Source organism: Massilia mucilaginosa (assembly GCF_011682145.1).
Taxonomy (GTDB): Bacteria; Pseudomonadota; Gammaproteobacteria; order Burkholderiales; family Burkholderiaceae_D; genus Telluria_A; species Telluria_A mucilaginosa.
In genome coordinates, this window is sequence record NZ_WHJH01000074.1 from 1 (window position 1) to 11,408 (window position 11,408).

Annotated in this window: 5 protein-coding genes and 1 tRNA gene; 2 read left to right on the top strand and 4 right to left on the bottom strand. The window is 67.2% G+C overall.

Annotated features, from left to right (window positions below; genetic code table 11):
• Positions 1–232: 232 nt before the first annotated feature.
• Entirely contained in the window at positions 233–2,320 is a 2,088-nt protein-coding gene (gene uvrB / locus F2P45_RS31285; RefSeq protein WP_166882127.1) for an excinuclease ABC subunit UvrB, read from the bottom strand.
• 114 nt (positions 2,321–2,434) lie between these two features.
• On the opposite strand from uvrB, the gene F2P45_RS31290 reads away from it, so the two are divergent.
• Together F2P45_RS31290 and F2P45_RS31295 are read left to right on the top strand one after the other, a co-directional pair.
• The gene (locus tag F2P45_RS31290) at positions 2,435–3,649 is read left to right on the top strand and encodes an amino acid aminotransferase (RefSeq protein WP_166882128.1); all 1,215 of its coding nucleotides are present in this window, start codon (positions 2,435–2,437) and stop codon (positions 3,647–3,649) included.
• Positions 3,650–3,755: 106 nt separating this feature from the next.
• Positions 3,756–3,831 (top strand) — tRNA-Asn (locus tag F2P45_RS31295).
• A gap of 42 nt (positions 3,832–3,873) precedes the next feature.
• Here F2P45_RS31295 and F2P45_RS31300 read toward each other — a convergent pair.
• The 3 genes from F2P45_RS31300 to F2P45_RS31310 form a co-directional block, all read right to left on the bottom strand.
• The gene (locus F2P45_RS31300; RefSeq protein WP_166882129.1) at positions 3,874–4,086 is read right to left on the bottom strand and encodes a CopG family ribbon-helix-helix protein; all 213 of its coding nucleotides are present in this window, start codon (positions 4,084–4,086) and stop codon (positions 3,874–3,876) included.
• 35 nt (positions 4,087–4,121) lie between these two features.
• Positions 4,122–5,813, bottom strand: coding sequence for a ShlB/FhaC/HecB family hemolysin secretion/activation protein (locus F2P45_RS31305; protein ID WP_166882130.1), 1,692 nt, complete (start codon positions 5,811–5,813; stop codon positions 4,122–4,124).
• Positions 5,814–5,884: 71 nt separating this feature from the next.
• Positions 5,885–11,317 (bottom strand): YDG domain-containing protein, encoded by a 5,433-nt coding sequence (locus F2P45_RS31310; protein ID WP_166882131.1) that lies wholly within the window; start codon positions 11,315–11,317, stop codon positions 5,885–5,887.
• Positions 11,318–11,408: the final 91 nt, after the last annotated feature.

Below are 11,408 nucleotides of genomic sequence, written 5' to 3' on the forward strand. Positions count from 1 at the left end.
TGCAGGCGCGCCGGCCAGAGTTCGTGCTTCGTTGGCTCTTGCATGTTCGTGACTCCTGAGTTGATGGAGTACCGATTCTGGATGCCGAAAATTAGCAATGGAAGGTGGGGTAAATAGACCGCTTACGGAGATGTTCCTGGCCGGGATACGCGAATTCATCAAGTCGCTGTAAACGGACAGGGCCCGCGCAATGGCGGGCCCCGATCAACGATAACGACGCGATTCGTACAGACTACTTGCCGAGGATCGACACCACGTTGTCCGTCCCCGGCGCCCCGAAGGCCTGCTGCTTGAGGACATGCAGCTGGTCGCGCACCTGCGCCGCTTTCTCGAATTCGAGATTCTTCGCGTGGTCGACCATCAGTTTTTCCAGCCGCTTGATCTCCTTGCCGATCTGCTTCTCGCTCATCGACTCGACCTTGGCGGTTTCCTTGGCCGTATCGAGCTGCTCGCGCGCCTGCTGCGGGCTGTAGACGCCGTCGATCAGTTCCTTGATCTGCTTCTTGATCCCCACCGCCGTAATGCCATGCTCGATGTTGTACGCGATCTGCTTGGCGCGCCGGCGCTCGGTCTCGCCGATCGCCTTTTCCATCGAGTCGGTAATCCGGTCGGCATACAGGATCGCCACGCCGTTCAGGTTACGCGCGGCGCGGCCGATGGTCTGGATCAGGCTGCGCTCGGAGCGCAGGAAGCCTTCCTTGTCGGCGTCCAGGATCGCCACCAGCGACACTTCGGGCAAGTCGAGACCCTCGCGCAGCAGGTTGATCCCGACCAGCACATCGAAGGTCCCCAGGCGCAGGTCGCGCAGGATTTCGACCCGTTCCACCGTTTCGATATCGCTGTGCAGATAGCGCACCTTGATGCCATGGTCGCTCAGATACTCGGTCAATTGCTCCGACATGCGCTTGGTCAGGGTGGTCACCAGCACCCGCTCGTCTTTCTTGACGCGGTCGACGATTTCGGACATCAGGTCGTCGACCTGCGACAGGGCCGGCTTGACGATCACCAGCGGGTCGACCAGGCCGGTCGGACGCACCACCTGTTCGACCACATTGTCGGAATGCGTTTTCTCGTATTCGGCCGGGGTGGCCGAGACGAACACGGTCTGGCGCAGCTTGCCCTCGAATTCCTCGAACTTGAGCGGCCGGTTGTCGAGCGCCGACGGCAGGCGGAAACCATAGTCGACCAGGTTGGTCTTGCGCGAACGGTCGCCGTTGAACATGGCGTTGAGCTGCCCGACCAGCACGTGCGACTCGTCGAGGAACATCAGCGCGTCTTTCGGCAGGTAGTCGACCAGGGTCGGCGGCGGGTCGCCCGGCATCGCGCCGGACAAGTGGCGCGAGTAGTTCTCGATGCCCTTGGTGAAGCCGATTTCGGCCATCATCTCGAGGTCGAAACGGGTGCGCTGTTCGAGGCGCTGCTCTTCGATCAGCTTGTTCTCCTTGCGGAAGTACTCAAGGCGCTCGCGCAGTTCGAGCTTGATGGTTTCGATCGCGCGCAGCACGGTCGAGCGCGGCGTGACGTAATGCGAACCCGGATAGACGGTGAAGCGCGGGATCTTCTGGCGAATCCGCCCGGTGAGTGGATCGAACAGCTGCAAGGACTCGATTTCGTCGTCGAACATCTCGACCCGGATCGCCAGCTCGGCATGCTCGGCGGGGAAGATGTCGATGGTATCGCCGCGCACGCGGAAGGTGCCGCGCCCGAAGTCGATCTCGTTGCGCGTGTACTGCATCTGGATCAGGCGCGCGATGACGTCGCGCTGCGCGACCTTGTCCTTGGCGCGCAGGGTCAGAATCATCTGGTGGTATTCGTTCGGATTGCCGATACCGTAGATGGCCGACACGGTGGCCACGATGACTACGTCGCGCCGCTCCATCAGCGACTTGGTGCACGACAGGCGCATCTGCTCGATATGCTCGTTGATCGACGAGTCCTTTTCGATGAACAGGTCGCGCTGCGGCACGTAGGCTTCGGGCTGGTAGTAATCGTAGTAACTGACAAAATACTCGACCGCGTTCTGCGGGAAGAATTCGCGGAACTCCGAATACAGCTGCGCGGCCAGGGTCTTGTTCGGCGCGAAGATGATCGCCGGACGTCCGCAGCGCGCGATCACGTTGGCCATGGTGTAGGTTTTGCCGGAGCCGGTCACGCCGAGCAGGGTCTGGAACGAGAGCCCGTCGTTGATGCCCTCGACCAGTCCTGCGATCGCGCTCGGCTGGTCGCCGGCCGGTTCGAACGGCTGGTGCAGCTTGAACGGGGAATCGGGGAATGTGACGACCGTCGGTGACGGGTCGTGTGCAACGGATAATTCAGCCATACGATCAGACCTTTGTTAGAATGGTGTCCCGCTCGCGGCCCAGGAAACACCCAATCAGTAATCAGTATATGGGTCGCTGTCTATACAACCCAGCCGACACTCAATCTTACCACGATGACTTCAACAGCTTCCGCCACCATCTTCAGCGCCATCGACATGGCCCCGCGCGACCCGATCCTGGGCATCACCGAGGCGTTCAACGCAGACACCAATCCCGCCAAGATCAATCTCGGCGTGGGTGTCTATTATGACGACAATGGCAAAGTGCCGCTGCTCGCTTGCGTCCGCAAAGCCGAGGAGCTGCTGATGGAGCAACCGGCGCCGCGCACCTACCTGCCGATCGAAGGCCTGGCCGCGTACGACGCCGCTGTGCAAGAGCTGGTATTTGGTGCCGGCAGCGCGATTATTCAAGAGAAGCGCGCGGTCACCGTGCAAGCCATCGGCGGCACCGGCGCACTGAAAATCGGCGCCGACTTCCTGCAGCGCTTCGCGCCGGGATCGAGCGTGTACATCAGCGATCCAAGCTGGGAAAACCACCGCGCCCTGTTCGAAAGCGCCGGTTTCACGGTCAATACCTACCGCTACTACGACGCGGCCACGCGCGGCGTCGATTTCGACGGCATGCTGGCCGACCTGAAAGCCATGCCGAAGGGCGCCATCGTGCTGCTGCACGCCTGCTGCCACAACCCGACCGGCGCCGACATCACGCCGGCCCAGTGGGATGAAGTCATCGCGGCCATCGGCGCGGGCGCTTTGATTCCCTTCCTCGACATGGCTTACCAGGGTTTCGGCACCGGCATCGCCGAAGACGGCGCGGTGGTGGGCAAGTTCGCCGCCGCCGGCGGTCCGCTGCTGATCTCGAATTCGTTCTCCAAGTCGTTCTCGCTGTACGGCGAGCGCGTGGGGGCGCTTTCCGTGGTCGGCGCCAGCGCCGAAGAAGCGGCGCGCCTGCTGTCGCAGCTCAAGCGCGTGGTGCGCACCAACTACTCGAACCCGCCGGTCCACGGCGGCAAGGTGGTCGCCCTTGCCCTGACCACGCCGGAACTGCGCCAGCTGTGGGAAGACGAACTGGCCGGCATGCGCGTGCGCATCAAGGAGATGCGCAACACCTTCGTGCAAAAGCTCAAGGAAAAAGCGCCAGCCCACGATTTCGAATTCGTGCGCGAGCAGGTCGGCATGTTCTCGTACTCGGGGTTGACCCGCCAGCAGGTCGAGCGCCTGCGCACGGAGCATTCGATCTATGCGGTCGACACGGGCCGCATCTGCGTGGCGGCCCTGAATTCGAAAAATATCGACCGGGTCATTGACGCCATCGCCAAAGTCCTTTAAGATCTTGCTTCTTCGAATTGAACGAAAGATTGATTCGAAGCGTGCTGAAGCGATTACTGCCAACAACTTGATGGTCTGATCATTCCAGCATATAATGTTTGTCTATTCCCTGATAGCTCAGTTGGTAGAGCGACGGACTGTTAATCCGCAGGTCCCTGGTTCGAGTCCAGGTCGGGGAGCCAGAATTGAGAAAAAAGCCACGCGTTTGCGTGGCTTTTTTCGTTTCAGGGACCGAGGCTGTCCGCCCATGCCTGCACCGTTGCGTGATCAACCGTGCGGCCCGCTTCCCCGTCGTCCATGCTTTCCCGCGTAAGGTGGCTGCGTTTTTCTTCCCGATCGATCCAGGCAGTCAGCGCCTGCTCCACAATCGAGGCGCGCGACCTGCGGCGTCGTGCAGCCCACAGATCCATCTTGTGAGCCGGAAACGACAAAGCCATGCGGGCGCATGGTTTTGTCGTTGACGCAGCAGCGCCTACATCACCCAGCCCGCCTGGAACAGCAGCCGCGTGCGCGATACCGGTTCGCTCAGCGCGGCGCCGCCGCTGATGCGGTGCGCCAGCTGCAGCTTGAGCAGCAGGCCGCCGCGCAGTGCGCTCAGGCCCAGCCCCACGTCGCCCAGGCTGCGCGTGCCATCGACCCCGGCCGCCGCGTTCACCGCTTTGGCCCAGCCGTAGTCGGCGAACACGCTGGCGCTCACTTGCGCCGGCAGGGCGCGCGCCAGTTCCGCGCGCAGCAGCGCCGCATGGTCGCCGCTCAGTTCCCCGGTCGGATAGGCCGCCACCGCGCCGCTGCCCGCCACGCTCATGCGTTCGACGCCATCGAGTTTCTTGTTGCCCAGCGCGGCCTGGGCCTTGATGCCGGTGCTGAGCGTGAAGCTGGCCGGCAGCACGTTGGTGCGCATCGCCGCCAGATTCAGCCTGGCGTAGCTGCCCTGGGTCGCATCGCCGGCGGCGTCAAGCGCCTCTGCCAGCCCATCCTTGAAGTCGAGCTTGCCGATGGTGAGGCCGGCGCTGTACTGGCTCTGCCCGTACCAGCCGAGCAGCACTCCTTCGCTGCGCCGCGCCACGCTGGCCGTCAGGCTGGCGAGGCGCTTGCCGACCGTCGTGCCGACAGAGCCGATCTCGTCCTTCAAATCCTTGTACGCCAGGCTCAGTCCGGCGTCGATGCTGTCCTTGCGGGTGCGCTTGAGCGGCTTGCTCAGGCTCAGCTCGGCGCCGCTGGCGGTGCCGGTGGCGTCCAGCGCCCGGTACACGTCGCCCAGCTCGTAGGTGGTGCGGCTGAGCGCCAGTTCGGCGCGGCTGCCGTCGCTGGAAGCGAGCATCGAATAGCCGAGGCGGCCGTTGAGCAAGCCGCCGTGGCGCGTGGCCATGCCGCTGGCGGACAGGCGGTCGCCGCGCCCGCTGGGCGACTGCCACTCGGCGCTGGCGCTCAGGCGCTGCTTGCCGGTGTACACCGAGCCATGGTTGTCCAGCAGGACGTAGCCGTCCACGGCGGGCGTGGCCTCGGTGGCGATGGCGAAGTCGGAGGTGCCGACTTGTTCGCCCGGCATCACATCGGCCTGGACCACGCGCGCGCCGGGGGTGTCGTTGATGATCAGCATGGCGCGCTCGAGGGTGTCGAGCGAGACGATGTCGCGTCCCTTGATGTCGTCCAGCAAGCCCTGGACCACGCTGTCGTTCACGCGCGAGCGGTTGTCGAGGATAAAGCGGCCGTAGTTGCCTTCGACCACGCGGATGGTCAGGGTGCCGCCGCTCAGTTCCTGCGCCGGAATATAGGCGCGCGCCACGAAGTAACCGTTGGCACGGTAGTGGCGGGTGATGCGGGTGGCCAGTTCATCGAGCTGGGCCAGGGTCAGGGTCTGGCCTTGTTCGGGCGACAGCAGGGCCAGCAGGGTGGCGCTGTCGATCACGCGGTTGCCTTCCAGCGCGAACTGGCGCACCGCGACCGCCGGACCGCCGCCGGGCAGCGCTTGCAGCGCGGCCGGCGCCGGACCGGCCGGAACCGGCAGCGGCGGGGCGGGGCGCGTCAGCGGGGGCGGCAGCGGCTGTGCCTGGCGCACGGCGTCGCCGATGGTGGGCGGCTGCTGCGCCTGGGCGTGGACGGCGGCGCCGCCGAGGATCAGGCCGAGGGCCAGCGAGAGCGTGGACGGTGGCAGTGTTTTCAAGGAAAAGGCTCCTTCGCGGTGGCGGTGGGGCGCGCTGGAGCGCACGCGGGCGATGGCGTTCAGGCTGCGCATCAGGGGGCTTTCACGACGAACAGCAACTGGTCCACGCCCGGCGGCAGGCGCACCCCGCCATCGACGATCTCGGCCAGGCCGTTGCGGCTGACCGGCACCCGCACCTTGCCCGCCGCGCCGCCGCCTTTTTGCAGCAGGCGGCGCGCCTGTTCCAGGGTCAGGCTGTCGCTGGCTTCGCCGTCTTCCGGACTGGACTGGACCACCAGCGGTACGCCTTGGCCGAAGCGCACGCCGAGCCGAGGCAGGCTGGCGCCGGCGTCGGCCAGCAGCGGCGCGCTGCGGGCGCTCTCGAGGCCGCGCAGGAAACTGGTCTGCGCCAGCACGCTGCCCAAGTCCGGCAGCGTGGTGCGCTGGGCGTCGGCGATATTGTCGATCTGGCTGATCTGCACCGTGCCGCTGGTGGCGCCGCCGGCCAGGGTGTAATTGCCGTTCGAGAGCGTCAGGCCGTCCAGGCCGGTGATGCTGGTGCGCCCGACGATGCCCGACAAGACGGCGCTGCCGCCCAGGACCACGATGTCGCCGGCCAGCACGCCGTCCAGGCGCAACAGGTCGGCGGCGGCGCGCGCGCTGCCGTCGAACAGGCGGCGCGTGCCGTCGGGCGCGACGATCGTCAGTGGACGCGCGCCGATCGCCACGCTACCCTGCGGCGCGCTGCCGGCCAGGGTGTAGTTGCTGTTGCTGACGGTCAGGCCGGCCAGGCTGGCCACGGCCTGGGTGCCGGCGTCCCTGCCCGCCAGCTGGGCGCTGCCGCCCAGGCCGGCCGTGTCGCCGGCCAGCACGCCTTGCAGTTGCAGCAGGTTGGGCGCCAGCACGGTGCTGCCGTCGTAGACGCGGCTGGCGCCAGGCACGGTACGCACGCCGAGGGTGCGCGCGGTGATGCTCACCGTGCCGCCGGGAACGCCGGCCAGTACGTAGTTGGGGTTGTCGAGCGCCAGTCCGGCGAGTCCGGCCAGCGCTTGCTGGCCGACATCCTTGCCGGCCAGGCTGAGCTGGCCGCGCAGGCCGACCTGTTCGCCTTCCAGCGCGCCATCGAGGCGCAGCAGGGCGGGGTCGAGCGCACTGGTGCCGTCGTAGACGCGGCTGGCGTTGGCGGCCAGGGCCAGATTCAGCGGACGGGCCGTGATCGCCACGCTGGCGCCGCTGGTCGCCCCCACGCGGTAGTTGCGGTTGTCGAGCGTCAGGCCGGACCAGTCGAGAATGGCCTGGTTGCCGACATCCTTGCCGGCCAGGCGCGCACTGCCGCCGAGGATGGCCGATTCGCCGGCCAGCACGCCGTTCACCGTCATCAGGCTGGCCGGGGCGGCGGCGTTGCCGTCGTAGCGCTTGGCCGCACCCGGCAGCAGCGCCACCTGCAGCGCGAGCGGAGTCACCAGGACCGCGCCGGACGGCAGCGCGCCGGCCAGGGTGTAGTTGCTGTTCTGGACCGACAGATCGCCCAGGCCGGTCAGCGCCTGGCTGCCGGCGTCCTTGCCCGCCAGAATGGCCTTGCCGCTCAGGCTGAGCTGCTCGCCGGGCAGGGCGTTACTCACCAGCAGCAGGCTGGCGTCGGCCAGGGCGCTGCCGTCGTAGGGACGGCTGGCCTGCGGCCGCACGCCCAGCGCCAGCGCCAGCGGCGTGACTTGCACGCTGCCGGCCGGAGCGACGCCGTTCAGCGTGTAGTTGGGATTGCCGATGCCGAGCGTGCCGAGGCCGGTGATGGCGTTCGCGCCCACGTCCTTGCCGGCCAGCTGCACGCTGCCGCTCAGGGCCGCGCTGTCGCCACCCAGCAAGCCGCTGACCGCCAGCAGGGACGGCCCGGCCAGGGCGCTGCCGTCGTACGGGCGGGTGGCGCCGGCAATACCGCTCACGCCGACCGCGAGCGGCGTGATCGTCACGCTGCCGCTGACCGACGCGCCGGCCAGCGCGTAGTTCGGGTTGTTCAGGGTCAGCCCGGATAGATTGGCCAGGGTCTGGATGCCGGCATTGGCCGAGGACAGCATGGCGCTGCCGCCCAGGGTCACGCTGTCGCCGCTCAGCACGTCGGCCAGCTGAAGCAGGCTGGCGTCGACGCTGGCGCTGGCATTGTAGGGACGGGTGCCGGCGACGCTGACGCCGACCGGGCGCGCGCTGATGGTGGCGCTCAGGGTGACCGTGGCCGGGCCGGTCAGCTGGTAGTTGCTGGCCAGTCCCGCATTGGCGCCGCTGCCGTCGGCCAGCGCCAGGGTGGCGATGACGCTGCGCAAGCCGGCGTTGGGGCTGTCGAACACGCCGCTGCCCGAGAGCGCCAGGTTTTCGCCGTTGACCAGGCCGGCCAGGGTGCCGGAACTGAAGCTCGCCGCGGTGGTGCGGTCGTAGACCTTGTTGGCGGCATTCGCGCCGCTCAGGGTGAGCGGGGCCGGGGTGACCGCCAGCGTGCCAGGGGCGACGGTGATCTCGTAGTCGCCCGGATTGCCGTAGCCGGCGCCCAGGGTCGGCACCAGCACGTTGGGGCCGAGGTAGCTGTAACTGCCGACCGGCGTGGTCGGACCGAGCGCCGGACCCCAGTCCAGCGCGCCGATGCAGGTGGCGTTGTTGTCGCAACCGCTCACGCTCCAGGCGCCCGCGCCCAGTGCCGGATTGGCCGCGCCATAGGTCTTGCTCAGGGCCGGGTTGGTCAGGGTGATCAGGATCGGGTCGGAATAGCCGAAGGTGCGCAGCACCGGATAGCCGTCGTTGAGGGTATTCTTGCGCCCCCACACCCCGCTGTGGAAGGTGAAGTCCCAGGTGCTGGCGGTGAAGGTGGCGCTGTCCTTCATTTGCGCGGTGGTGCGGCCGGTGCCGTCGCCGCTGCTGTTCTGGCCGCTGGTCTGGGTGTCCCAGAAGCTGTTACTCACGCCGCCGATGCTCACCCCCATCAGGCCGCCGACCCCGACCCCGCCGCTGGTCACCGCCCCGGTCGAGTAGGTCTTGTCGGCCGTGCCCAGGTTATTGCCGATCAAACCGCCCACATAATTGCCGTTGCTGTTGACCGCGCCCCTGGCGTAGGCGTTGAGCACGTGGTTGCCGTAGTTCCTGCCGATCAGGCCGCCCACATTGTCGCCTGTGGCGTTGACCGCTCCGGTGGCGTAGCTGGTGTTGATGTCATTGTCCGGGGTCGGAACGCCGCCGGACGCGCTGCTCAGGCCGATCAAGCCGCCGACCGTGCTGATGCCGCCGACGGCGCCGCTGGCATGGCTGCGCGTAACCTTGCCGTTATTGTTGTTGCCGACCAGCCCGCCTGTATTGGTGGTGCCGTTCACCGTGCCGGTGGCGTAGCTGCCGCTGACCAGGCCGCTGTTGTTATTGCCGACCAGGCCGCCGGTATCGCCCTTGCCGCTGACATTCCCGGTGGCGTAGCTGTCGATGATGCGGCCGTAATCGTTCTGGCCGACCAGGCCGCCGGTCCAGACGCCGACCGAATTGGTGACCGAGTTGCTGGCATAACTGTTCGACAGGTTGATCTGGTAGGCCAGGTAGCCGGTCAGGCCGCCGACGTTGTTGCCCGCCGACGTCACGCTGCCGGACACGTGCAGATTGCTGAGGGTGCCGTCGAAGATTGCGCCGATCAGGCCGCCGACGTAGCCGCCCGGTCCGTTCACGGTGGCCGCGGCGTAGCTGTTGTACACGTTGCCCATGTTCAGCCCTATCAGCGCGCCCACGCCCTGGTTGGCAGTCACGCTGGTGCTGGCCAGCGCCACATTGCGCACCGTGCCGTTGTTGGTGCCGAACAGGCCGACATAGCTGCCGGCCGGCTGGTTGATGGACAGGCCGCTGACGGTGTGGCCCAGGCCGTCGAAGATGCCGGAGAACGCCAGCGGCACGAAACCGGCGCCGCTGTTCCAGGCGCTGGTGGCGCTGGCGTCGATGTTGGCGGCCAGGGCGTAGCGGCCGGCACCGTTGCCGTTGATGCCCTGCAAATCGAGGCTGGTGCTGCTGGCGGCGTTGCCGAGCGCGTTGATCAGGGTGTAGCTGGTATTGTTGATCGCCAGGATGCCGGTGCCGGCGCGGTCGATATCGATGCGGCCCTTGAACGCGCCGGCCCCATCGATTCCTACCAATACATTTTTGCCGGGATTGAAGGCGGGGGCGCCGGAATTGAAGTTGTAGCCGGTCTTCAGGTCCAGGGTCGAGGCGCCGCTGGCGCCGATCACGGCGTTGACGTTGATGTTGCCGTGCGCTTCCAGGCTCAGCTTATTGTTGTTCCAGGCCAGCGGCGCGTTGACATGGATGTCGCCGGCCTGGGCGCCGGCGGCCTGGGTCTGGATCGTCACGTTGCCGGCCGCCAGCGCCGCTTGCAGGGTGGCGGCGCCGATGCCGCTGGCACCCTGGGCCGCGCTGCCGGCATCGATCGTAAAGTCGGTCGGGTCGATCAGCCAGGTGCCATTCTCGCCGCTGGCGGCGCGCGTGCCGACCGCGGTGCCGGCCGCCACCGTCAGGCGCGGACCCGAAGTCTCGATGAAGCCGCCTTTGCCGGCGTCGGGCGCGCTGGCGTCCAGCCGCCCGCCGACCTCGACCGCGCCGCCCTCGCCGAGCAGGAAAATCTTTCCGTCGCGCTCGGCAATGGTGCGCGCGCGCACTTCGCCGCTGTTGTTGATGACCGTGTCGAGCAAGCCGTCGGCGCTTTTTGCGGACAGGAGTACCATGCCGCCGTCGGCCTGGACGGCGCCGCCGTTGGCCACCAGCGCGGCCAGCGCGGCCCGGTCGATGACCACCCCGGCCAGCGCCTGCTCGCTGAATTTGAGGCTGATCTTGTCGCCGGCGGCCAGCGCCACCGTGCCCAGGCGGGCCCCGATCACGCCGTCGTTATGCACCTGGGCGCCGAGCAGGGCCACATAGCCGCCGTCGGCCGCGTTGAGGGCGCCGGCATTGCGCACCACGCCGCCCTGTCCGCTGAAGCTGAGGCTGGTCGTACCGGCCAGGAAATCGGCATCGCTCAAGCCGAGCGTGCTGGCCACCAGGCCGGCGGTATCGACCCGCGCGCCCTTGCCGAACAACACGCCATTGGGATTGAGCAGGAACACCTGGCCGTTGGCCTTGAGCGCGCCGTCGATCACCGAGCCTTCGTGGCCGGTGACACGGTTCAGGGCAATCGACGCCGCGTTGGGCTGGACGAAGGTGACCGTGGCGTTTTTGCCGATGGAAAAGTTGCTCCATTCGATGGCGGTCCTGGCGCTGGTCTGGGTCACGGTCATGGCCGCGCCGTTCTGGCCGACCTGGGCCGTGCCGGCGGTCACGACCGCGCCGCTCGGCAACTGGGCGGGGGCGGGCGGCGGCGCCGCCTGCGCGCTGCCGCCCAGCAGTACCCCGGTCAAGACGCTGGCCAGCAGCATGCCGCGCTGGCCGCCGCTGCGGCCGCCCCCGCCGTTGACCGTTTCCGCCGCGACCATGAAGCAGTTGCGGTGGCGATTCCACACAAGGCGATGGGTGCGATTCATTGTCTGCTCCGGTTCGGGGGAGGGCATGCTGGATGAGCATGTTTCTTTGAAGTCAGTATGCAGAGATTCGGTCCTTGTCCGTGAGCTTTCT

Excerpts from the sequence above, each read along its gene's own strand:
- uvrB (WP_166882127.1), bottom strand. The coding sequence starts at position 2,320 with ATGGCTGAATTATCCGTTGCACACGACCCGTCACCGACGGTCGTCACA.
- F2P45_RS31290 (WP_166882128.1), top strand. The coding sequence starts at position 2,435 with ATGACTTCAACAGCTTCCGCCACCATCTTCAGCGCCATCGACATGGCC.
- F2P45_RS31300 (WP_166882129.1), bottom strand. The coding sequence starts at position 4,086 with ATGGCTTTGTCGTTTCCGGCTCACAAGATGGATCTGTGGGCTGCACGA.
- F2P45_RS31310 (WP_166882131.1), bottom strand. The coding sequence starts at position 11,317 with ATGAATCGCACCCATCGCCTTGTGTGGAATCGCCACCGCAACTGCTTC.